This window comes from Acidovorax sp. GW823-FHT05D11 (assembly GCF_058795695.1).
Genome location: NZ_CM179502.1, coordinates 1781617 through 1802515 on the forward strand (window position 1 = coordinate 1781617; position 20899 = coordinate 1802515).

The window sequence follows — 20899 nt, forward strand, 5'->3', positions numbered from 1 at the left end:
GGCGCGTGTCACAGCCCGTAGGTCAGCTCCCGCGCCTTGCCCCAGAACACCCGGTACATGAAGACCGTGTAGACGATGATGGCCGGCAGCGTGATGGCCACCCCGATGCCGATCACCGCGAGGGACTCCGGTGCGCTGGCGGCTTGCCACACCGTGAGGCGGTCGATCACGATGTACGGATAGATGCTGTAGGCCAGCCCGAAGAAGGCCAGCACGAAGATCAGCACCGTGGCCGCGAACACGATCCAGCCATAGCCCGCCTCGACCACGCGGGGCGTGGCCAGCACGTGGCGGATGGCGAAGAAGGCGGCCACGCAGGCCAGCGGTATCGGCAGCAGAGCGAACAGTTCGGGCAGCACGAACCACTTGGCGAACACCGTGTGGCTGACCAGCGGCGTGGCCAGCGAGATGCCCATGAGCGCAAACCCCATGGGCCACAGGGCCCCCTGGCCCCAGCGGGCAGCCTTGCGCTGCAATGCGCCGTCGGTTTTCATGAGAAGCCAGCCGGCGCCGAGCATGGCGTAGGCCGCGGGCAGGGTGATGGCGATGCCCGTGGAAAACAGCAGGCCCCAGGTGTCGTTCTGGAAGCCGGTGACATAGGCGCCCAGCATCCAGCCCTGGGCCAGGGTGGTGACCAGCGAGCCCGCGGCAAACAGGCGGTTCCAGGCCGTCTTGTGCGAATCGCGGGCCTTCACGCGGAAGTCGAACGCCACCCCCCGCAGGATCAGGCCCACCAGCATCACGGCCACGGGCAGGTACAGGGCGGACAGCACCACGCCGTGGGCCATCGGAAAGCAGATCAGCAGCACGCCCACCCCCAGCACCAGCCAGGTTTCATTGGCGTCCCAGAACGGGCCGATGCTCGACACCATGACGTCCTTTTCCGCATCGCTCGCGAAGGGCAGCAGGATGCCCACCCCGAGGTCATAGCCGTCCAGGATCACGTAGGCGAGCAGCGCCAGGCCCATGATGGCCATGAACGCCAGGGGCAGGGTGTGGGCCAGGGTCATTTCCATGGTGTCCTCCTTACAGCGGATGGGGTGGCGCGGCGGGCGGCGCCACGGCGGGAACCGGCATGGCCGAGTGCTCCGCCATGTACTTGATCACCCCGACGTAGGCCGCGAGCAGCAGCACGTACACGGTGAGGTAGGCGGCCAGGGTGGAGGCCACCATGGCCGGAGGATGCGCCGCCACGGCGTCGGCGGTCTTGAACAGGCCATAGACCAGGTAGGGCTGGCGGCCGATCTCGGTCACGTACCAGCCGGCCAGGGTGGCCACCCAGCCGGAGAACGTCATGCCCACCAGCGCGTACAGCATGGGCCGGGGCAGGGTGGCCAGGTCGTGCCTGCGGCGGCGGTACAGCACGACAGCACCCGCCCAGGCGACCGCGAGCATCAGCATGCCCACGCCGACCATCACGCGGAACGCCCAGAACACCGGCGCCACGGGGGGATGGGCGCCAGCAAACTCGTTCAGGCCCTTGAGCTCGGCATCGATGTCGTGCGCCAGGATCAGGCTCGCCGCCTTGGGGATCTGGAGGGCGTAGTCGGTGCGGCCTTCCTTTTCGTTGGGCAGCCCGAATAGCGTGAGGGGCGCGCCCCGCTCGGTGTGCCAGATGCCTTCGATCGCCGCGATCTTCGCGGGCTGGTGCTCCAGCGTGTTCAGGCCGTGCATGTCGCCCATGAGGATCTGCAGCGGGATCGCCATGGCGACGGCGGCGACGGCGGTGCGCAGGGCCTTGCGGGTGCCTTCGGTGGCCGTGCCCTTGACGAGCTGCCAGGCGCTCACCCCGGCGATGAGAAAGCCCGCGGTCAGGGCTGACGCCAGCAGCTTGTGGCCCAGCCGGTAGGGGAAGGAGGGGTTGAAGACGATCGCCAGCCAGTCCACCGCGTGGAACTTGCCGTCGATGATTTCGTAGCCCACGGGGGTCTGCATCCAGGAATTCAGGCTCAGGATCCAGAACGCCGACAGCGTGGTGCCAAACGCCACCATGAGTGTCGCGACGAGGTGCATGCGCTCGGACACGCGGCCCCGGCCGAACAGCATGATGCCCAGGAAGGTGGCCTCCAGGAAAAAGGCCGTGAGCACCTCGTAGCCCAGCAGGGGCCCGGCGATGTTGCCCACGTGCTCCATGTAGCCCGGCCAGTTGGTGCCGAACTGAAAGCTCATCGTGATGCCCGAGACCACACCCATGGCAAAGGTCAGCGCGAACACCTTGGTCCAGAAATAGTAGGCCTGCTCCCAGCCCGGCGCGGCCGGTGTGCCGCGCGTGGCCGAGTGGCGCAAGCGGAAGAACACCAGGAACCAGCACAGCGCGATGGTGATCGTGGGAAACAGGATGTGAAAGCTGATGTTGGCGGCGAACTGGATCCGCGACAGCATGAAGGTGTCCATGATTTCAGGCTCCCTGGTGGTTGCTCTTGCCCTTGGCGGGGCCGCCCTTGCCGGTCAGCCGGTCCTTGAATTCGAGCACGCGGGTGACGGCGGTGCCCATGCCCATGAGCTGCATCGCCGTCTCGGGCGCGAGGCGCTGCACGTCGTCGAACCAGGTCATGAGCCGGTCGATCAGTTCGTGCATGTCGCGCATGCGCTCCTGGGCATGGCGCTCTTCGTCCGATCCGGGCTCCTCGAGCAGCGCCATGCGCAGCATCGACAGCGTGGGCTCGATCTCGCGGCGGCGGCGCTCCTCGGCCAGGACGCGAAAAATCTCCCACACGTCCTTGGGCGCCTCGAAGTACTCGCGCCGGTCGCCGGGCTGGTGGCTCAGCTTGACCAGGCGCCAGGCCTGTAGCTCCTTGAGGCCCATGCTCACGTTGGAGCGCGAGAACTCCAGCGTCTCGGCGATCTCGTCCGCGTTGAGCGGGCGCGGCGACAGGAAGATGAGCGCATACATCTGGCCCACGGTGCGGTTGATCCCCCACCGGCTGCCCATCTCGCCAAAGTGGGCGACGAACTGGCGGTTCAGGGGTGGCAGATGATTGATGTAGGTCATGGACACCGATTGTGCCTCATTTCCTGAATTTTCAGTAAATACTGAAAATTCAGGAAATTGTGGATTGCAGGGCTGGGTTATCCGGCAAGACACCTGGGCGACCAGCATCGAATCCGAAGGACGGCGACAATAGAGGGTTTTGGGCTGTGTTCCTGTAGGCGCACGGCTTGCCCACTACCTGCCGCAGCATGTCCTCTTCCCTTTCCCGCACGCCCGTCATCGACATGGCCAAAGGCCTGGCATGCATCGCTATCGTCTGGCACCACCTGGCCTTCTACGGGCCCATGTCGGACATCGCGCAGCCTCTGGCCCCGGGGCTCATCGCCTGGCTGTACGACTACGGCCGCATGGCGGTGCAGGTGTTCCTGGTGATCGGCGGCTACCTGGCCTCCGCCAGCCTGGCGCCGCAGGGCGTGCCGCGCTTCGACCACGCAGGCCACGCGATCGCCAAGCGCTTCGTGCGGCTGGTGGTGCCCTATGCCGTGGCGCTGCTGCTGACGGTGGTGGTGGCCGCGCTGGTGCGGCCGTGGATGGAGCACGCTTCCGTGCCGGACGAGCCCACCCTGGCGCAGCTGCTGGCCAACGCGCTGCTGCTGCAGGACATCGTCGGCGAGAGCGCGCTTTCCGCGGGCGTCTGGTACGTGGCCATCGACTTTCAGCTGTTCGCGGTGAGCGTGCTGGCATGGGCTGGAGCGCGCGCGTTGCCTGGCGCCTGGGCCCGGCGGCATGCGGCGCGGCTGGCGCAGGGCGCGATCGTGGCGGGCGTGGCCCTGTCGCTGTGGGTGTTCAACCGCATGCCCGAGCTGGACATGTGGGCCGTGTATTTCTTCGGCGCGTACGGGCTGGGCATGCTGGCCTACTGGGCCGTGCGGGCGCGCCAGGCGTGGGGCTGGCTCGCCGCGATGGTGCTGCTCGGGGGCGTTGCGCTGGCCATTGACCACCGTGGCCGCATCCTGGTGGCCCTGGTGACGGCGCTGTGCCTGGTGGCTGCCCTGCGCTCGGAAGGCGTGCGGTCATGGCGCGGGGTGGGGCCGCTGGTGCAGCTCGGGCAGATGTCGTACTCGGTGTTCCTGGTGCACTTCGCGGTGTGCCTGCTCGTGAACGCGGTGGTCAGCCACCTGTGGCCCGCATCGCCGGTGCCCAACGCGCTGGGCATGCTGCTGGCGTTCGTGCTGTCGCTGGCGGCGGGGCGGCAGCTGTATCTGCGCGTGGAGCGCCACGTGCCCTCCTGGACCACGGCCTTGCGCTGGCAGATGGGGCTGGTGGGGGCGGGCATGCTGGTGGCGGTATCCAGCAACTGGGCATGAGGCAGGAACAGGTTCTGGGGGCCGCAGCAAACCCCTGAGGTGCCGCGCGGCGGCACCTGGCGCAATCAGCCTCGCAGCTTGCGTTCCCGGCGCTTGCGCTGGCGGTCGAGGAACCAGGCCATGAAGGGCAGGATCAGCATCGATCCAGGAATCACCCAGATGAAAAGGTAGGGGCTGACGGAAGACGCCGACCGCATCACATCGCGCAGGTGCGTGCGTTCGTCGGCGGTCCAGTTGCCCTGGCGGCGCTGCTGCACCAGCCACACCACCGAGCCCTTCATCGTGGCCATCTCGCGCTTGAGGCGGCTCTTCTCGCGGCTGTTGCCGGCCAGGAACGAGCAGAACCATTCCGGCGCGCGCTCCATCCGCCTTTGAAAGGCGACGGTCGAGTCCGGGTCGAACGTTTCGATGAGCGGGTTGTCGGGGGGTGGAGGCGGGCTGGTCATGGCGGATGCCATTGTCACTGCATGTGGCGGTGGCACCAAGCGTGGTGCCGCCAGGCGACGTTTCGTCGCGCGGTCAGCGGTGGAGTTCGCCCGCGCTTTCGGGCTGGTACAGGAGGTCCTTCACCCGCACCGTCATCGACTTGCCGCCCGGGCCGGGCCAGGCGAGTTCGTCGCCCACGGACAGGCCCAGCAGGGCGCTGCCCACGGGCGCGAAAATCGAGATCCGGTCCGCGCTGCCGTCCATGTCGCGGGGGTAGACGAGCGTCAGGCAGAACTCCTTTCCCGTCTCCAGGATCGAGAACTGCACGGTGGAGTTCATCGTGACCACGTGCGGCGGGATTTCTTCCGGGGCCACCACGTCGGCGCGGTCCAGCTCCGCCTGCAGTTCGGCCTTGCCCGGAAAGACGCTGGCCGGAATGGCTGCCAGAAGGGCCTCGATGCGGTCAACGTCCAGGGACGACAGGATGATCTGGGGCTTGCGCGCCATGGCGGTACCTCGGTGGTGTGTTGCAAAGCGCGGGACTGTAGACCATCGCCAATCTCGCACTGCCGCGCACGGTCATTCGGGGCGGCCCCACGGCGGCCCGCCCGTTTCCCCCGGTGGGGACGGCGCTGGGGGCCCGGAGGGTCAATCCCCCTGGATGTTGCGCGCCTTGATCAGCGCTCCAAACCGTGTGCTGTCGATGGATGCACGGGCGTTGAAGTCGGCCGGGGACATCGGTGCGGGAACGCCTCCGAGTGCCGCGATGCGCTCCCTCACGGCCGGTGTGGCCAGCACCTTGTTGATCTCGCGGTTCAGGCGGCTGACCACCTCGGGCGGCGTGCCAGCCGGGGCGTAGAAGCCGAACCAGGTATCGGCATCGAAGCCCTTGAGGCCCACCTCTTCGAGCGTGGGCACGTCCGGGAACAGCGGCGAGCGCCTGGAGCTGCCCACCGCCAGCAGCTTGAGCTTGCCCGCCTTCACGTGCTGCAGGCCGATGCCGGGGTCGAACATGAAGTCCACCTGCCCGCCCAGCAGGTCCTGCATGGCGGGGGCCGCGCCGCGATAGGGCACATGCACCGCGAACACGTTGGCCTGGGCCTTGAGCATCTCGGCCGCCAGGTGCGGCGAGCTGCCGTTGCCCGGCGTGCCGAAGGTCAGCTTGCCGGGGTTGGCCTTGAGGTACTTCAGGAACTCCTGGATGTTGTTGACCGGCAGCGTGGGCCGGACCTCCAGGAACACCAGCACCCGCGCCGCGGCGGCCACCGGGACCAGGTCCTTGGCGGGGTCGAACGGCATCTTGGGGTACAGGTGCGGGTTGACCGACACCATGCCGCCCGAGCTCATGAGCAGGGTGTAGCCGTCCGCCGGCGACTTGGCCACGGCTTCACCGCCGATGTTGCCGCCGGCGCCGCCCCGGTTCTCCACCACCACGGGCTGCCCGAGCGCGGCCTGCAGCGGCACCGTGACCGCGCGGGCGATCTGGTCCGCCGCGCCGCCCGCCGGGAAATTGACCACCACCTTGATGGGTTTGCCGGGCCAGGTGTCGGCGCGTGCCGCGGCGGGCAGCAGCAGCAGGCTGGACGCGGCGCCGGCCAGGGCTAGCGCGCCCAGCAGGCGGCGCGTGGTGCGAGGGGGAAATGAATGCATGCTTGTCTCCAGGTGTGGCCCGGGCGTGCCGGGTCTTGTGTGCTTCTTTTGCGGGGTGAAACCAAGGGATGGCGGGGCTCGCCGTGGCGGTCGTGTCAGGCCACGTCCACCTCCACCAGGATGGCGCGCGGATGGGCCAGCGCCGTGCGCAGCACGTCCGGCAGCTCGCTGGCGTCGCTCACGCGCACGGCATCGCAGCCCTGGCCCCGGGCCAGCGCCAGGAAGTCCAGGTCCGGCAGGTCGGTGCCCTCCAGCTTGTCACCCTCGTGGAAGCCGAAGGTGGGCGCGAACTCCTGCAGCGCCGCGTACCGGCGGTTCTTGAGGATGATGAACGTGATGGGTAGCTCGAGCTGCGCGGCGCTCCACAGCGCCTGGATGGAGTACATCGCCGAACCATCGCCGATGAGGCCGATGACCTTGCGGTCGGGCCTGGCCAGCGCCACGCCCACGGCGGCGGGCAGGCCGTAGCCCAGGCCGCCGCTGCACATGGTGTAGAAGGTCTCGCTCTGCAGGATGGGCAGGTAGGCGTGCATGGCCGCGCGGGAGCTGGGGGCTTCCTCCACCACGATGGAGGCCGCTTCGCGCACCTCGGCCAGCGTTTGCATCACATAGGGCACGCTCATCAGGGCGGAGGGCTCCGCGCGCGGCCGTGCGGCGCGCGCGGGGGGAAGGTCGCGCCCGGCGGGCGCGGGGCGTGCGAGCAGATCCTGCACGCCCAGGCGCACGCTGCCCACGGCCGAGGTGCCCTCGGGCGTCCAGGCGGCCGTGCCGGGGTCGTCGATCAGCTGCACCAGATGCGCGCCGGGGGGCACGTGCGGCCCGAAGCCTTCGACGTGGTAGGTGAACGCGGCGGCGCCGAGCGCAAAGACCAGGTCATGGCCGCCGAGCAGCGACACGATCTTCTCGCGCATGGCCGGCAGCACGCCCGCGAACAGGCGGTGGTCCTGCGGAAAGCCGCAGCGGCCGGACATGGGGGCGATCCATACGGCGGCGCTGTGCCGCTCGGCCAGGGCCAGCACGTCGTCCCAGGCGCGGTCGCGGTCCACGGCGGCGCCCACCACGAACACGGGGCGCCGCGAGGCGTCCAGTGCGTCGCCGATGGCCTGCAGCACGCGGGGCTCGGGGCGCGACCCGGTGCTCACGGTGCGGGCCTGCAGCGGCTCGCAGGGCTTGTCCCAGTCGTCCGCGGGGATGGACACCAGCACCGGCCCGCGCGGCTGCTGCATGGCGATGTAGTAGGCGCGCGCGATGGCCAGCGGCACGTCCTCGGCGCGGGCGGGCTCGATGCTCCATTTCACATAGGGCTTGGGCAGCTCGGTGGCTTGGCCCGAAAACAGGAACGGGTCGAACGGCAGGATGGACCGCGCCTGCTGGCCGGCCGTGATGACCATGGGCGTGCGGTTCTTGTGCGCCGTGAAGATGTTGCCCATCGCATGGCCCACGCCGGCCGCCGAATGCAGGTTCACGAAGGCGGCGTTGTGGCTCGCCTGCGCATAGCCATCGGCCATGCCCACCACCACGGATTCCTGCAGGCCCAGGATGTAGCGGAAGTCGCTGGGGAAGTCGAGGAACAGCGGCAGCTCCGTGGAGCCGGGGTTGCCGAAGATGGTGTTGATCTCGAAGCCGCGCAGCAGGTCGAGCACCACCTCGCGCACCGTGGGGCGGCTGGAGGGGGCGGGCGCGGCAGGGGCCGTGTTCTTGGGGAGAGCCTGGAGCATGGGGCGTGGCGGTGCTGAAGAGGAAGGCCTTGATCTTCGGCGGGCATGCGTCATCCATCAATACAATGAAACGACTAAGCGGTATTCATCCAATGCATATCAAGGACATCGACCTCAATCTGCTGCGGCTGTTCGACGCGGTCTACCGCACGCGCAACGTGAGCCGGGCCGCCGAACTGCTGGACCTCACCCAGCCCGCCGCCAGCCAGGCGCTGACGCGGCTGCGCCTGCTGATCAAGGACCCGTTGTTCGTGCGCGCGGGCGGCGGCGTGGAGCCCACGCCCAAGGCCGACCGGCTGGCCGATGCGGTGCGCGGCGCGCTCGGACTGCTGGAGGAGGCGCTCAACGAGTCCGCGCTGTTCGACCCGGCGAATTCGCGCAAGGTGTTCCGCATCCACATGAGCGACATCGGCGAAGGCCGCTTTCTGCCGGACCTGATGGTGGCGCTGCGGCGCGAGGCACCCGGCGTGCGGCTGGAGACGCTGCCCGTGCCGCGCAGCGAGATCGCGCAGCGGCTGGACAGCGGGCGCATCGACTTCGCCTTTGGTTTCCTGCCGACGGTGAAGGACACGCAGCGCGTGGAGCTCATCCAGGACCGCTACGTGGTGCTCCTGCGCGCCGGCCACCCCTTTGCCGCGCGAAGGCGCGCCGGGGCCGGCCTGCTCAAGGACCTGCGGCAGCTGGAGTTCGTGGCCGTGCGCACGCATTCGGACACGCTGCGGATCCTGGAGATGCTGCAGCTCGAAGACCGCCTGCGCCTGACCACCGAGCACTTCATGGTGCTGCCCGCCATCGTGCGGGCCACGGACCTCGCGGTGGTGATGCCGCGCAACATCGCGCGCACCTTCGCGGCCGATGGGGGCTACACCCTCATCGAGCCGCCCTTGCCGCTGCGGGATTTCACGGTGTCGCTGCACTGGAGCCGCCGGTTCGAGAGCGATCCGGGCAACCAGTGGCTGCGGGGGGTGATCGAAAGGCTCTTCCGCGAGTAGGGTGTGGTGGGGGGAGGGCGGTGCACCTCGCTTCAAATAACTGTATATTCATACAGCCATGAAGCCAAACCCTGCCACCGACTCCGACCTGCCCGACGCACCGGCGGAAGTGCGCGTCCCCCTGCAGGCCATCCGGGGCCGGGGGGCCGCCACGGCCATGCCGCACCGGTTCAGCCGCGATGTGCGGGAGGTGGTGGATGATGGCTGGAACCACGGCCCGCAGGGCGCGGGAGGGGCGGATGGGGATGATGATGGCGGCGGCGGCGGGCCCGCCCCCGCCCCCGCCACCACGGTGCACCTGGAGACGGCCCGCAGCGCCATCTGCGCCAACGACTCCCCCGACATTTTTTTCGAGCTGTCCGTCAATCCCTACCGGGGGTGCGAGCACGGCTGCGTGTACTGCTACGCCCGGCCCACGCACAGCTATCTCAATTTTTCGCCCGGGCTCGACTTCGAGACCCAGATCGTGGCCAAGCACAACATCGCCGAGGTGCTGCGTCGCGAACTGGCGCAGCCGCGTTATGTGCCGCGCCTGCTTAACATCGGTTCGGCCACCGACTGCTACCAGCCCGTGGAGCGCGAACTCAGGCTCACGCGCGGCCTCATCGAGGTGATGCGCGATGCACGGCACCCGTTCTCGCTCATCACCAAGTCGAGCGGGGTGGAGCGCGATCTCGATCTGCTCGCGCCGCTGGCAGCGCAGCAACTGACCGCGGTGTACGTGACGATCACCACGCTCGACCCGCTGCTGGCGCGCCGCATGGAACCGCGCGCCGCCGCCCCCCACCGGCGCCTTCGCACGCTGCGCACGCTGGCCGAGGCCGGCATTCCGGTGGGCGTGAGCGTGGCCCCGCAGATCCCCTTCGTCACCGAAGACATGGAGCAGGTGCTGGAGGCCGCGCGCGATGCGGGGGCCAGGAGCGCGTTCTATACCGTGCTGCGCCTGCCGTGGGAGCTGGACGCGGTGTTCCGCGAATGGCTGCAGGTGCACTACCCGCAGCGCGCGGCGCGCGTGATGGCGCGGGTGCAGGATTTGCACAACCTCGATGCGGCCCAGCGCAGTGCAGGCAAGAGCTACGACAGCAGCTTCGCCACCCGCATGAAGGGCAGCGGCCTGTGGGCGGACATGCTGCGCCAGCGGTTCGCGGGGGCGTGCCGGCGGCTGGGGCTCAACCGGGAGCGGCTGGAGCTGGACCTGTCGCAGTTCAGGCCGGGGCTTGCGCGCGGGCAGGGCAGCCTGTTCTGAGCCAGGCCGGGCTGCGAGGGAAGTGGAAGTGGCCGGAGCTGGCCGGAACGCACAAGTCCGGCTTGCTCGCCGTCACAGCCTGCGGCTGCCGCCGGGGGGCGCGGCCATCGCCTGCGCCTGGTGGCGACAGGCGGTGAACATGTCCAGGTCCGGGTTGTAGGCCCCCGTCGTCACGTCCAGGAGGCCGAGTACGGAGTGAAAGTAGTTGTCGTGCGTGATGCGCCGTTCGGCCAGGTCCTGCTGCAGGCAGCCCGTGGCCGCACCCGTGCGCGATTGCATGGCGGGCGAGAGCCAGGTGATCCAGGGCACGTGCTTTTGCACGTCGGGCGCGATGGCGTAGGGCAGGCCGTGCAGGTAGAGGTTGTTCTCGCCCAGTGATTCACCATGGTCTGCTACATAAACCATAGCTGTCTGCGCTTGTTCGGAGCGCGTGGAAAGCCATTTGAGCACTGAGTCGAGGAAAAAGTCGGTTTCCACGATGCTGTTGTCGTAGGCGTTCACCACCTGCTGGCGTTCGCATTCCTGCAGCGCCGTGGAGGTGCATTCGGGCAGGAATTTCTTGTGCTCGGGTGACGAGCGCTTGGAGTAGGCGGGCCCATGGCTGCCGATCTGGTGCAGGACCACCACGGTCCCGCGCTGGCGCTGCTCGGCGGGCAGCGCGGCAATGCGGGCGTCCAGGTCCTTGAGCATGATGCGGTCCAGGCATTCGCCCCGGGTGGGGCACAGCGCGGGGTCCTGCAGTGCCGACGTGTTGGTGTCGCCCAGGCGGTCGCACACCCCCTTGCAGCCCGACTGGTTGTCCACCCAGAGCACGGCCAGCCCGGCGTGGTGCAGCACATCGACGAGGCTCTCGAAATTGGCGGCGCGCGCCTCGTAGCCGGTGCGCCCCAGGTGCGAGAACATGCAGGGCACCGACGCGGCGGTGCTGGTGCCGCAGGACCACGCGTTGCGGGCGCTCACGAGGTCGGTGCGGGCCGAAAGAAGCGGCGTGGTGCCACGGCCATAGCCGTTGAGCCCGAAGTTGCCGCTGCGGCCGGTTTCGCCCAGCACCAGCACCAGCAGGGGCGGTTGTTTCTGCCCCGCATAGCTTGCGCCCAGCCTGGCATCGCGCCCCAGCGGCAGCAGTTTGCTGGTGTCGATGCGCAAGGGCCTGGTGGCGATGTTGCCCAGCGCGTACACGCTGTTGAGCGGGTTGATGAGATAGCGCAGCTTGGTGTGGTTGCGCATGGTGGATGCGAAGTCCTGGAACACCATCAGCAGGCACACCACGATGACCGCGATGGCCCCGAGCAAGAGCGCGCCGTTGTGGGCCGCGTGCCGCAGGCCGCCCAGGCGCTGCACCGGAGTGCGGTAGAGCCACGCCAGCGGCGGTACCGCCAGCGCCAGCACGGTGCCCGCCATGCGCCAGCCGAGCAGGTCGCCCGCCTCGTGGGCATCGGTCTGCAGCACGTTCACGAGCATGCTGGCATCGATGGCGATGCCGTAGGCGAGCATGAAGTAGGCCCCGAAGGCTGCCATCACCACCAGCACCGCTGCCGCGGGCTTGAGCGTGCCCCGCCAGGCCAGGAGGCTCAGCAGGGCCGCGTTGCCGGCGGCCACGATGACCACGAACGCCGCGGCAAAGGCCCAGCCGCGCGCGCTGCCGTGGCCGGGCAGCTCGGCCACCTCGCGCCACAGCGGCACGTTGCAGGCCGTGGCCAGCCAGGCGCTGATGAGCACCACCACCCAAGCGGGGTGCAGGTGGCGCGGTGCGGGTGCGGAGGAAGCTGGGGCTGGAGACCGGGGCCCGGCGCCCGTGGCTGCATGGGAAAGCAGCAGGCGCTGCAGGATCAAAGGCATGGGCGCACTGTGGCGCCCGAGACTTAAGGCCGCATTAACGTCCGGGGGCCTGCAGGGTCCTGGCGTGGTGCCTCAGGTGGTCGGCCATGAAGCTCTGGATGAAGTAGTAGCCGTGGTCGTAGCCTTCGTGGCGCCGCAGGGTGAGCGGCTGGCCGATGGCCTGGCACGCCTCCTCGAACAGATGCGGGTGCAACTGCGTGGGCAAGAACTTGTCGGCCAGGCCCTGGTCGATCAATATGCCGGCCGGGTAGGGCGCCACCGGCTGGTGCTGCATCAGCACCGTGGCGTCGTGCTCGATCCAGCCTGTGCGGTCTGGCCCCAGGTAGCCCGTGAAGGCCTTCTCGCCCCAGGGGCACTGCGTGGGTGCGCAGATCGGCGCAAAGGCCGAAAGGCTCTTGAACCGCCCCGGGTGGCGCAGCGCCAGGGTGAGCGCGCCGTGGCCGCCCATGGAGTGGCCGCAGATGCCCAGGCGCTCGCCATCGATGGGCAGTTGCGCCGCCACCTGCGGCAGCAGTTCCTTCATCAGGTAGCTTTCCATGCGCCAGTGGCGCGCCCAGGGCGCGGCCGTGGCGTCCAGGTAGAAGCCCGCGCCCACGCCGAAGTCCCAGCTCTCGGCCTCGCCCGGCACGTTGGCACCGCGCGGGCTGGTGTCGGGCGCGACCAGCGCCAGGCCCAGCTCGGCCGCCAGGCGCTGGGCACCGGCCTTGACCATGAAGGTTTCTTCCGTGCAGGTCAGCCCCGCCAGGTACAGCATGGCGGGCACAGGGCGCTGCCGCGCCTGCGGCGGCAGGAAGACCGAGAACTTCATCGGCAGGCCGATCTCGGCAGAGGCGTGCTGGTAGAAGCGCTGATCGCCGCCAAAGCAGGCGTGGCTGCCGAGCAGGTCCAGGGAGGTGGTCATGTGGATTGCTTCAAAATTGATAGCTTGCAGCGCATGAAGGATAAGCGCTAGGGGCTGTTTTTACCTTGATTGATCGCCTGCGGGGCAGGCTCAGGCGGCATACTTGACAACGGAGCGGATGGACTTGCCCTCGTGCATCAGGTCGAAGGCTTCGTTGATGTCCTTGAGGCCCATGGTGTGCGTCACGAAGGGCGCCAGCTGGATCTTGCCGGCCATCGCGTCTTCCACCATGCCGGGCAGGTCGCTGCGGCCCTTGACGCCGCCAAACGCCGTGCCCAGCCACTTGCGGCCGGTGACGAGCTGGAAGGGGCGGGTGGAGATCTCCTGCCCCGCGCCCGCCACGCCGATGATGACGCTCTGGCCCCAGCCGCGGTGCGCGCATTCGAGCGCCGCGCGCATCACGTTCACGTTGCCGATGCACTCGAACGAATGGTCCACGCCCCAGGTGGTCATCTCGACGATGACCTGCTGGATCGGCTTGTCGAAGTCCTTGGGGTTGATGCAGTCGGTGGCGCCGAAGGTGCGGGCCAGGTCGAACTTGGAGGGGTTGGTGTCGATGGCGATGATGCGCCCGGCCTTGGCCAGCTTGGCGCCCTGGATCACCGCCAGTCCAATGCCGCCCAGGCCGAACACCGCCACCGTGTCGCCTTCCTGCACCTTGGCCGTGTTCTTCACCGCGCCCAGGCCGGTCGTCACGCCGCAGCCCAGCAGGCAGACCTGCTCGGGGTTTGCGTCGGGGTGGATCTTGGCGAGCGAGACCTCGGCCACCACCGTGTACTCGCTGAAGGTCGAGCAGCCCATGTAGTGATAGATGGGCTGGCCGTTGTAGCTGAAACGCGTGGTGCCGTCGGGCATCACGCCCTTGCCCTGCGTGGCGCGCACGGCCACGCACAGGTTGGTCTTGCCGCTCTTGCAGAACAGGCATTCGCCGCACTCGGCCGTGTACAGCGGGATCACGTGGTCGCCGGGCTTCACGCTGGTCACGCCTTCGCCCACTTCCACCACGATGCCAGCGCCTTCATGGCCCAGCACCACGGGGAACAGGCCCTCGGGGTCGTCACCGCTCAGGGTGAAGGCGTCGGTATGGCACACGCCGGTGTCGGTGATGCGGATGAGCACTTCGCCCTTCTGGGGCGGGGCCACGTCGATCTCGACGATCTGCAGGGGTTCTCCGGCCTTGAAGGCCACGGCGGCTTTGGATTTGAGGGTCATGGTGGGTCAACGGGTTGGTCGGGGAAGGGCGGCGGCGAGGCTCTTTGGCCGGCAGCGCGCAGGGGGACCGCATGACTGTAGGCCATGTGCAGGGCCTGGTGGAGCCCGTGGCCGCAGATCCTGGGGTTATGGCCGGATTCGACGGCATGGGCGGCAGCCGGACATTGCCTCCCGTATAGTCGGGCGCCTTTCATTTCCGCTCTGCCGACCGACCCCATGGACCACCACCACGCCAACAGCCCGCACCGCGTCGACCTCGTGGTCTACCCCGGCTTCAAGGCGCTGGAGGCCGTGGGCCCCATGTCCGTGTTCGACTATGCCAACGTGCACCTGCGCCAGCATGGCCGGCCCGACGGCTACGCGGTGCGCGTGGTGGCCGCGCAGGCGGGCGCGGTGCCATCGGACACCTTGATGGCGCTGAATGCCACCCACACCCTGGCCGAACTGGAGCAGGGCGGCGCGGGTTGCACCGTGATCCTCGTGGGGTCGCGCAATATCGAGCAGGTGCTGGCGGCCTCTCCCGAACTCGTGGCCTGGGCGGCAAGCGTGGCCCCGCGCGTGGACCGCATGATCGCCCTGTGCTCGGGCAGCTTCTTCCTGGCCGCCGCCGGCCTGCTCGACGGCCGGCGCGCCGCGACGCACTGGAGCGTGGCGGCCCTGCTGCGCCAGCGCTATCCGGCCATCGAGGTGGACCCGGACGCCATCTACGTGCGCGATGGCCCCCTGTGGACCTCGGCCGGCGTCACCGCGGGCATCGACCTGGCCCTGGCGCTGGTGGAAGAGGATTTTGGCCACGCCCTGGCGCTGGAGGTGGCGCGCGACCTCGTCATGTACCTCAAGCGCCCCGGCGGGCAGTCGCAGTTCAGCGTGCAGCTGGCCAGCCAGGGCACGGGCCACCGCGACATCCAGGCGGTGCAGAACTGGGTGCTGGAGCATCTTGCGGAGCCCATGCCGCTGGCGGCCCTGGCGGCACGCGCGGCGATGAGCGAGCGGCATTTCCGGCGCGTGTTCACGCAGGAGACGGGGCAGACCCCCTCGGCCTTCGTGGAGTCCGCGCGGCTGGAAGGAGCGCGGCGCCTGCTCGAGTCGCAGGCCGGGTTGCCGCTCAAGACCGTGGCCGCGCGCATGGGCATGGGTTCGGAGCAGGCCTTGCGGCATCTGTTCGTGCGCCATCTGGGGATCACGCCGCTGGCGTACCGGGATCGGTTCAGCAGGGCGGGCGGCTAGTGGCCGCCGGACGGGCAGCCCGGCCGTAGCACGCCCGCATCCGGCGTGGCCCACGCTCATGCAGCAGCCTGCGCCGTGCTGCGCGGCGGTGCCGCGAAAACCTCGCGCGCGGCGGCCAGCCCGTTGAGCGCCGCGGGAAAGCCGGCGTACACCGCCATCTGCATGATGACCTCGACGATTTCCTCGCGCGTGACGCCCACGTTCAGCGCCGCCTGCAGGTGCACCTTGAGCTGCGGCGTGGCGTTGCCCATGGCGGTGAGCGCCGCGACGACGGCGATCTCGCGGCTTCTGAGGTCCAGGCCGGGGCGTGAATAGATGTCGCCGAAGGGAAACTCGATCAGGTAGCGGGCAAAGTCCGGTGCGATGCCGGCGAGGCTGTCGATGACCTGTTCGCCAGCCTCACCGTCGATTTCGCGGAGTTTGGCCAGCCCTTGTTCGTAGCGTGTGCGGTGGTGCATGGAGGGTGCTTTCATCAGGGGTGGATGCGGTGTCCAGGGAAACCTCGACCGCCCGGTAGTGCGCGATCTTGGCCTGCAGCACCTGGGCCGACTGCTGCATCGCCGCGATGGCGGCCTGCACGTCGTTCAGGTGCGCTTGCAGCATCGCGCGCCGTTGCGGCACCGTGGCATCCCCTTCGCCGCGAAGCCTGGCGAAGGCCTGCATCTGCCCGATGGGCATGCGGGTCTCGCGCAGGCGCAGCAGGAACCCTATCCACTCCATGTCCGCTGCCGCATAGCGGCGCTGGCCGCCCGCCGCGCGGGCCACTGGTGCGATCAGCCCCGCGCGCTCGTAGTAGCGCAGGGTGTGCGCCGTCAAACCCGTGCGCCGTGCGACATCGTTGATGGTGAGGTGGGATTCCATGAAAGCGATCCTAAAAGTTCGAGTGCACTCCAAGTCAAGGGGCATCTTGCGCCGAGGTGCGCAGGAGGGGCCCGCGCGCCATGCGGCGGGGCGCAGGGCCTGGGGCCTGGGCCGCGAGGGGCGGCCCCGGCGCTTGCGCACAGGCAAAGAAAAAGCCCGCCAATGGCGGGCTTGGGGAGGTTGTCGCGGATTGGCGCCCCAGGGAGCGCCGCGCCGCCAGCCAGCCAGCCGTGGACGGCTGGCGCGCGGCCGATCAGCGCTTGGACAGGGGCGGTACGTCGCGGCGTTCGGAGCCGGTGAACAGCTGGCGGGGGCGGCCGATCTTGTACTCGGGGTCACCGATCATTTCGTTGAGCTGGGCGATCCAGCCCACGGTGCGGGCCAGCGCGAAGATGCCGGTGAACAGGTTCACGGGGATGCCGATCGCGCGCTGCACGATGCCGGAGTAGAAGTCCACGTTCGGGTAGAGCTTGCGCTGCACGAAGTAGTCGTCTTCCAGGGCGATCTTTTCCAGTTCCTTGGCCAGCTTGAACAGCGGGTCTTTTTCCAGGCCCAGCTCGGCCAGCACTTCATTGCAAGTCTCTTGCATGAGCTTGGCGCGCGGGTCGTAGTTCTTGTACACGCGGTGGCCAAAACCCATGAGCTTGACGCCGGAGTTCTTGTCCTTGACCTGCTTGATGAACTCGCCGATCTTTTCCACGCCGCCCTGGGCCTGGATGTCGTACAGCATGTTCAGCGCGGCTTCGTTGGCGCCGCCGTGGGCGGGGCCCCAGAGGCATGCCACGCCGGCGGCGATGGCCGCGAACGGGTTGGTGCCCGACGAGCCGCACAGGCGCACGGTCGAGGTCGAGGCGTTCTGCTCGTGGTCTGCGTGCAGGATGAAGATGCGGTCCAGCGCGCGTTCCAGCACGGGGTTGACCTTGTACTCTTCGCAGGGCGTGCCGAACATCATGCGCAGGAAGTTGCCTGCGTAGGAGAGGTTGTTCTGCGGGTACATGTAGGGCTGGCCCATGCCGTACTTGTAGGCCATGGCCACCAGCGTGGGCATCTTGGCGATCAGGCGGATGGCGGCGATCTCACGGTGCTGCGGATTGTTGATGTCCGTGCTGTCGTGGTAGAAGGCCGACAGGGCGCCCACCAGGCCGGTCAGCACCGCCATGGGGTGCGCGTCGCGGCGGAAGCCCCGCAGGAAGAACTGCATCTGCTCGTTGACCATGGTGTGGTTGGTCACGCGGCTGGTGAAGTCGGTCTTCTGCGCTTCGTTGGGCAGGTCACCGTACAGCAGCAGGTGGCAGGTTTCCAGGAAGTCGCAGTTCTGGGCCAGCTGCTCAATGGGGTAGCCGCGGTACAGCAGTTCGCCCTTGTCGCCATCGATGTACGTGATGGCCGACTGGGTCGCTGCCGTCGACAGGAAGCCCGGGTCATAGGTGAACATGCCCGTCTGCGCATACAGCTTGCGGATGTCGATGACATCCGGGCCGATGCTGCCCTGGTAGACCGGCAGGTCCACGCTGGGGCTGCCGTTGCTGAAGGACAGGGTGGCTTTGTTGTCAGCTAGCTTCATTGTTACTTTCCTTGGGTAGGTTGCCGATAATGATCCGGTCTTGGGGCATGCACCTTGGCCGCGTCAGGCGTGGAAAGCCGTCATCGCGCCACCGCTTTGTCTCAGCATGCCGAGCACTTCGCGCGCTTCTTCTGTGTCTTGTTCGCCCTGCGGCTCGCGCCGCCGCAGCAGCAGGTCCAGCAGGTCGTTGTCCGCCAGGTCCATGAGCGCGCGCAGGCCCTGCGCATGGCGCTGGGTGAGCGTGGGCTCGTAGCGGGCAAAGAACTGTTCGATGAACAAGTCGTTTTCAAGCAGGCCGCGCCGGCAGCGCCAGTGCAGCTTGCTCAATTCGCGCTCGTCCAGCAGCGGCGAGCCCGCTGCTGGCGCGATGGATGGAGTGGACAGGATTTCCATGGACTGGCGTCTGGGAGGGGGGGTGCCAGGTCAGATGGCGCGGCGCACCATCAGTTCCTTGATCTTGCCGATGGCCTTCGTGGGGTTCAGGCCCTTGGGGCACACGTCCACGCAGTTCATGATGGTGTGGCAGCGGAACAGGCGGTACGGGTCTTCCAGGTTGTCCAGGCGCTCGCCGGTCGCGTCGTCGCGGCTGTCGGCGATGAAGCGGTAGGCCTGCAGCAGGCCGGCGGGGCCCACGAACTTGTCGGGGTTCCACCAGAAGCTGGGGCAGCTCGTGGAGCAGCTGGCGCACAGGATGCACTCGTACAGGCCGTTGAGCTCTTCGCGCTCTTCAGGCGACTGCAGGCGCTCGCGGTCGGGGGCCAGTTCTTCGTTAATCAGGTAGGGCTTGATCGAGTTGTACTGCTTGAAGAACTGCGTCATGTCCACGATCAGGTCGCGGATCACGGGCAGGCCCGCCAAAGGCTTCAGGACGATGGTGCCCTTGAGCGTGTTCATGTTGGTCAGGCAGGCCAGGCCGTTCTTGCCGTTGATGTTCATGGCATCCGAGCCGCAGACGCCTTCGCGGCACGAGCGGCGGAACGACAGGGAGGGATCCTGTTCCTTGAGCTTGACCAGTGCGTCCAGCAGCATGCGTTCGTGGCCGTCGAGTTCGATCTCGATGGTCTGCATGTAGGGCTTGGCGTCCTTGTCCGGGTCGTAGCGGTAGATTTGGAATGTGCGCTTTTGCATGTTTCTTCTCTCGTGGGGCTACTGTTTAGAACGTACGGACCTTGGGGGGCACGCTGTCCACCGTCAGGGGCTTGAGGTTGACCGGCTTGTAGTCGAGGCGGCTGCCTTCGCTGTACCACAGGGTGTGTTTCATCCACTCCTTGTCGTTGCGGCCCAGCGGGAACTCTGCGTGGTCGGCAGGGTGCTCGTAGTCGTACACGGTGTGGGCGCCACGGCATTCCTTGCGGGCCGCTGCCGAGACCATCGTGGCCTGCGCCACTTCGATCAGGTTGTCCACTTCCAGCGCTTCGATGCGCGCGGTGTTGAACACCTTGGACTTGTCCTTCAGGGTCACGCTGCCGACGCGGCTGCGGATCTCGGCGATCTTCTTGACGCCTTCGTCCATGCTGACCTGGGTGCGGAACACGCCGGCATGCTGCTGCATGGTGGCGCGGATGTCGCCCGCCAGGTTCTGCGCGTAGATGCCTTCGTTCGATTGGTCGAGCTGGTTCAGGCGCTCCAGCGTGCGGTCGGCCGCATCCTTGGGCAGGGGCTTGTGTTCCTTGTTCTTGTTGTTGAACTCGACGATGTGGCGGCCGGCGGCCTTGCCGAACACCAGCAGGTCCAGCAGCGAGTTGGTGCCCAGGCGGTTGGCGCCGTGCACCGACACGCAGGCGCATTCGCCCACTGCGTACAGGCCATTGACCACTTCGTTGTGGATGCCATTGGCCTGGCGCACCACCTGGCCGTTGATGTTGGTGGGCACGCCACCCATCTGGTAGTGAATGGTGGGCACCACAGGAATCGGTTCCTTGGTGATGTCCACGTTGGCGAAGTTGACGCCGATTTCGTACACCGAGGGCAGGCGCTTGTGGATGGTGTCTGCGCCCAGGTGGTCGAGCTTGAGCAGCACGTAGTCCTTGTTGGGGCCGCAGCCACGGCCTTCCTTGATTTCCTGGTCCATCGAGCGGGACACGAAGTCGCGCGGTGCCAGGTCCTTCAGCGTGGGCGCGTAGCGCTCCATGAAGCGCTCGCCATTGCTGTTGAGCAGGATGGCGCCTTCGCCGCGGCAACCTTCGGTCAGCAGCACGCCAGCACCGGCCACGCCGGTGGGGTGGAACTGCCAGAACTCCATGTCCTGCAGCGCGATGCCGGCGCGTGCCGCCATGCCCAGGCCGTCACCGGTGTTGATGAAGGCATTGGTCGATGCAGCAAAGATGCGGCCTGCGCCACCGGTGGCCAGCAGCACGGTCTTGGCTTCCAGGATGTACAGGTCGCCGGTTTCCATTTCCAGGGCGGTGACGCCCACCACGTCGCCGTCGGCGTCGCGGATCAGGTCCAGGGCCATCCATTCGACGAAGAAATTGGTCTTGGCCTTCACGTTCTGCTGGTACAGCGTGTGCAGCATGGCGTGGCCGGTGCGGTCAGCGGCGGCGCAGGCGCGCTGCACGGGCTTTTCACCGTAGTTGGCCGTGTGGCCGCCGAAGGGGCGCTGGTAGATCGTGCCGTCGGGGTTGCGGTCGAATGGCATGCCGAAGTGTTCCAGCTCGTACACCACCTTGGGGGCTTCGCGGCACATGAACTCGATGGCGTCCTGGTCGCCCAGCCAGTCGGAGCCCTTGATGGTGTCGTAGAAGTGGTAGTGCCAGTTGTCCTCGGACATGTTGCCCAGCGAGGCGCTCACGCCGCCCTGTGCCGCCACGGTGTGCGAACGGGTGGGGAACACCTTGGACAGCGAGGCCACGTTCAGGCCTGCGCGGGAGAGTTCAAGCGCGGCACGCATGCCGGAGCCGCCTGCGCCGACGATGACGACGTCGAACTTGCGCTTGGTGATGTTAGCGTTGGTGTAGCTCATTA

The 20899-nt window shown here is 67.9% G+C and carries 20 protein-coding genes; 4 read left to right on the top strand and 16 right to left on the bottom strand.

Annotation, left to right across the window (positions count from 1 at the left end; genetic code table 11):
• Nucleotides 1–8 precede the first annotated feature (8 nt).
• From AC3RCE_RS08075 to AC3RCE_RS08085, 3 genes are read right to left on the bottom strand one after another with little or no spacing between them, the layout of a single operon-like run.
• The gene (locus AC3RCE_RS08075) at nucleotides 9–1010 is read right to left on the bottom strand and encodes a cytochrome d ubiquinol oxidase subunit II (RefSeq protein ID WP_370628452.1); all 1002 of its coding nucleotides are present in this window, start codon (nucleotides 1008–1010) and stop codon (nucleotides 9–11) included.
• A 16-nt stretch (nucleotides 1011–1026) separates the two neighbouring features.
• Nucleotides 1027–2394, bottom strand: coding sequence for a cytochrome ubiquinol oxidase subunit I (locus AC3RCE_RS08080; RefSeq protein ID WP_492254886.1), 1368 nt, complete (start codon nucleotides 2392–2394; stop codon nucleotides 1027–1029).
• Nucleotides 2395–2398: 4 nt separating this feature from the next.
• Nucleotides 2399–2992: a GbsR/MarR family transcriptional regulator gene (locus AC3RCE_RS08085; protein ID WP_369641917.1), complete on the bottom strand. Its 594-nt coding sequence runs from the start codon at nucleotides 2990–2992 to the stop codon at nucleotides 2399–2401.
• 188 nt (nucleotides 2993–3180) lie between these two features.
• Here AC3RCE_RS08085 and AC3RCE_RS08090 point away from each other — a divergent pair, with 188 nt between their 5' ends.
• The gene (locus tag AC3RCE_RS08090) at nucleotides 3181–4299 is read left to right on the top strand and encodes an acyltransferase family protein (RefSeq protein WP_492254887.1); all 1119 of its coding nucleotides are present in this window, start codon (nucleotides 3181–3183) and stop codon (nucleotides 4297–4299) included.
• A 65-nt stretch (nucleotides 4300–4364) separates the two neighbouring features.
• On the opposite strand, the gene AC3RCE_RS08095 is transcribed toward AC3RCE_RS08090, so the two are convergent.
• The 4 genes from AC3RCE_RS08095 to mdlC all read right to left on the bottom strand — a co-directional run bounded on the left by AC3RCE_RS08095 (nucleotide 4365) and on the right by mdlC (nucleotide 8093).
• On the bottom strand, nucleotides 4365–4745 hold the full coding sequence (locus AC3RCE_RS08095) for a hypothetical protein (protein WP_218293919.1): 381 nt from the start codon (nucleotides 4743–4745) through the stop codon (nucleotides 4365–4367).
• 73 nt (nucleotides 4746–4818) lie between these two features.
• On the bottom strand, nucleotides 4819–5232 hold the full coding sequence (rnk, locus tag AC3RCE_RS08100; RefSeq protein WP_218293920.1) for a nucleoside diphosphate kinase regulator: 414 nt from the start codon (nucleotides 5230–5232) through the stop codon (nucleotides 4819–4821).
• Nucleotides 5233–5373: 141 nt separating this feature from the next.
• Nucleotides 5374–6375, bottom strand: coding sequence for a Bug family tripartite tricarboxylate transporter substrate binding protein (locus AC3RCE_RS08105; RefSeq protein WP_492254888.1), 1002 nt, complete (start codon nucleotides 6373–6375; stop codon nucleotides 5374–5376).
• 95 nt (nucleotides 6376–6470) lie between these two features.
• Nucleotides 6471–8093, bottom strand: coding sequence for a benzoylformate decarboxylase (gene mdlC, locus AC3RCE_RS08110; RefSeq protein ID WP_492254889.1), 1623 nt, complete (start codon nucleotides 8091–8093; stop codon nucleotides 6471–6473).
• Between the two features lie 92 nt (nucleotides 8094–8185).
• On the opposite strand from mdlC, the gene AC3RCE_RS08115 reads away from it, so the two are divergent.
• On the top strand, nucleotides 8186–9085 hold the full coding sequence (locus tag AC3RCE_RS08115; RefSeq protein WP_218340667.1) for a LysR family transcriptional regulator: 900 nt from the start codon (nucleotides 8186–8188) through the stop codon (nucleotides 9083–9085).
• A 58-nt stretch (nucleotides 9086–9143) separates the two neighbouring features.
• Nucleotides 9144–10331, top strand: coding sequence for a PA0069 family radical SAM protein (locus AC3RCE_RS08120; protein WP_492254890.1), 1188 nt, complete (start codon nucleotides 9144–9146; stop codon nucleotides 10329–10331).
• 72 nt (nucleotides 10332–10403) lie between these two features.
• On the opposite strand, the gene AC3RCE_RS08125 is transcribed toward AC3RCE_RS08120, so the two are convergent.
• From AC3RCE_RS08125 to AC3RCE_RS08135, 3 genes are all read right to left on the bottom strand, one after another.
• The gene (locus tag AC3RCE_RS08125; protein WP_492254891.1) at nucleotides 10404–12170 is read right to left on the bottom strand and encodes a phosphoethanolamine transferase; all 1767 of its coding nucleotides are present in this window, start codon (nucleotides 12168–12170) and stop codon (nucleotides 10404–10406) included.
• Between the two features lie 34 nt (nucleotides 12171–12204).
• Nucleotides 12205–13071 carry an S-formylglutathione hydrolase gene (gene fghA / locus AC3RCE_RS08130; protein ID WP_218340670.1) on the bottom strand — a complete coding sequence of 289 codons (867 nt, stop codon included), beginning with the start codon at nucleotides 13069–13071 and terminating at the stop codon, nucleotides 12205–12207.
• A 90-nt stretch (nucleotides 13072–13161) separates the two neighbouring features.
• Nucleotides 13162–14283 (bottom strand): S-(hydroxymethyl)glutathione dehydrogenase/class III alcohol dehydrogenase, encoded by a 1122-nt coding sequence (locus tag AC3RCE_RS08135; RefSeq protein ID WP_492254892.1) that lies wholly within the window; start codon nucleotides 14281–14283, stop codon nucleotides 13162–13164.
• A gap of 216 nt (nucleotides 14284–14499) precedes the next feature.
• Between AC3RCE_RS08135 and AC3RCE_RS08140 the strand changes: the two genes are divergently transcribed.
• The gene (locus tag AC3RCE_RS08140; RefSeq protein ID WP_492254893.1) at nucleotides 14500–15510 is read left to right on the top strand and encodes a GlxA family transcriptional regulator; all 1011 of its coding nucleotides are present in this window, start codon (nucleotides 14500–14502) and stop codon (nucleotides 15508–15510) included.
• A gap of 56 nt (nucleotides 15511–15566) precedes the next feature.
• Here the strand turns inward: AC3RCE_RS08140 and AC3RCE_RS08145 are convergent, their stop codons facing one another.
• The 6 genes from AC3RCE_RS08145 to sdhA all read right to left on the bottom strand — a co-directional run bounded on the left by AC3RCE_RS08145 (nucleotide 15567) and on the right by sdhA (nucleotide 20897).
• Nucleotides 15567–15968 (bottom strand): carboxymuconolactone decarboxylase family protein, encoded by a 402-nt coding sequence (locus tag AC3RCE_RS08145; RefSeq protein ID WP_218340673.1) that lies wholly within the window; start codon nucleotides 15966–15968, stop codon nucleotides 15567–15569.
• On the bottom strand, nucleotides 15910–16371 hold the full coding sequence (locus tag AC3RCE_RS08150; protein ID WP_218340674.1) for a MerR family transcriptional regulator: 462 nt from the start codon (nucleotides 16369–16371) through the stop codon (nucleotides 15910–15912). Before AC3RCE_RS08150 ends, AC3RCE_RS08145 begins: the two co-directional genes overlap by 59 nt.
• A 253-nt stretch (nucleotides 16372–16624) precedes the next feature.
• Nucleotides 16625–17935: a citrate synthase gene (locus AC3RCE_RS08155; RefSeq protein WP_218293931.1), complete on the bottom strand. Its 1311-nt coding sequence runs from the start codon at nucleotides 17933–17935 to the stop codon at nucleotides 16625–16627.
• 63 nt (nucleotides 17936–17998) lie between these two features.
• The gene (locus AC3RCE_RS08160) at nucleotides 17999–18328 is read right to left on the bottom strand and encodes an FAD assembly factor SdhE (RefSeq protein ID WP_369641924.1); all 330 of its coding nucleotides are present in this window, start codon (nucleotides 18326–18328) and stop codon (nucleotides 17999–18001) included.
• 30 nt (nucleotides 18329–18358) lie between these two features.
• Nucleotides 18359–19063: a succinate dehydrogenase iron-sulfur subunit gene (locus AC3RCE_RS08165; protein ID WP_218293933.1), complete on the bottom strand. Its 705-nt coding sequence runs from the start codon at nucleotides 19061–19063 to the stop codon at nucleotides 18359–18361.
• A gap of 25 nt (nucleotides 19064–19088) precedes the next feature.
• A complete protein-coding gene (sdhA, locus tag AC3RCE_RS08170) occupies nucleotides 19089–20897 on the bottom strand; it encodes a succinate dehydrogenase flavoprotein subunit (RefSeq protein WP_218293934.1) in 1809 nt (602 codons plus the stop codon).
• Nucleotides 20898–20899: the final 2 nt, after the last annotated feature.

Excerpts from the sequence above, each read along its gene's own strand:
- sdhA (WP_218293934.1), bottom strand. The coding sequence starts at position 20,897 with ATGAGCTACACCAACGCTAACATCACCAAGCGCAAGTTCGACGTCGTC.
- AC3RCE_RS08150 (WP_218340674.1), bottom strand. The coding sequence starts at position 16,371 with ATGGAATCCCACCTCACCATCAACGATGTCGCACGGCGCACGGGTTTG.
- mdlC (WP_492254889.1), bottom strand. The coding sequence starts at position 8,093 with ATGCTCCAGGCTCTCCCCAAGAACACGGCCCCTGCCGCGCCCGCCCCC.
- AC3RCE_RS08135 (WP_492254892.1), bottom strand. The coding sequence starts at position 14,283 with ATGACCCTCAAATCCAAAGCCGCCGTGGCCTTCAAGGCCGGAGAACCC.
- AC3RCE_RS08140 (WP_492254893.1), top strand. The coding sequence starts at position 14,500 with ATGGACCACCACCACGCCAACAGCCCGCACCGCGTCGACCTCGTGGTC.
- rnk (WP_218293920.1), bottom strand. The coding sequence starts at position 5,232 with ATGGCGCGCAAGCCCCAGATCATCCTGTCGTCCCTGGACGTTGACCGC.
- AC3RCE_RS08095 (WP_218293919.1), bottom strand. The coding sequence starts at position 4,745 with ATGACCAGCCCGCCTCCACCCCCCGACAACCCGCTCATCGAAACGTTC.
- AC3RCE_RS08115 (WP_218340667.1), top strand. The coding sequence starts at position 8,186 with ATGCATATCAAGGACATCGACCTCAATCTGCTGCGGCTGTTCGACGCG.
- AC3RCE_RS08085 (WP_369641917.1), bottom strand. The coding sequence starts at position 2,992 with ATGACCTACATCAATCATCTGCCACCCCTGAACCGCCAGTTCGTCGCC.
- fghA (WP_218340670.1), bottom strand. The coding sequence starts at position 13,071 with ATGACCACCTCCCTGGACCTGCTCGGCAGCCACGCCTGCTTTGGCGGC.
- AC3RCE_RS08165 (WP_218293933.1), bottom strand. The coding sequence starts at position 19,063 with ATGCAAAAGCGCACATTCCAAATCTACCGCTACGACCCGGACAAGGAC.
- AC3RCE_RS08090 (WP_492254887.1), top strand. The coding sequence starts at position 3,181 with ATGTCCTCTTCCCTTTCCCGCACGCCCGTCATCGACATGGCCAAAGGC.
- AC3RCE_RS08125 (WP_492254891.1), bottom strand. The coding sequence starts at position 12,170 with ATGCCTTTGATCCTGCAGCGCCTGCTGCTTTCCCATGCAGCCACGGGC.
- AC3RCE_RS08105 (WP_492254888.1), bottom strand. The coding sequence starts at position 6,375 with ATGCATTCATTTCCCCCTCGCACCACGCGCCGCCTGCTGGGCGCGCTA.
- AC3RCE_RS08160 (WP_369641924.1), bottom strand. The coding sequence starts at position 18,328 with ATGGAAATCCTGTCCACTCCATCCATCGCGCCAGCAGCGGGCTCGCCG.
- AC3RCE_RS08145 (WP_218340673.1), bottom strand. The coding sequence starts at position 15,968 with ATGCACCACCGCACACGCTACGAACAAGGGCTGGCCAAACTCCGCGAA.
- AC3RCE_RS08155 (WP_218293931.1), bottom strand. The coding sequence starts at position 17,935 with ATGAAGCTAGCTGACAACAAAGCCACCCTGTCCTTCAGCAACGGCAGC.
- AC3RCE_RS08075 (WP_370628452.1), bottom strand. The coding sequence starts at position 1,010 with ATGACCCTGGCCCACACCCTGCCCCTGGCGTTCATGGCCATCATGGGC.
- AC3RCE_RS08080 (WP_492254886.1), bottom strand. The coding sequence starts at position 2,394 with ATGGACACCTTCATGCTGTCGCGGATCCAGTTCGCCGCCAACATCAGC.
- AC3RCE_RS08120 (WP_492254890.1), top strand. The coding sequence starts at position 9,144 with ATGAAGCCAAACCCTGCCACCGACTCCGACCTGCCCGACGCACCGGCG.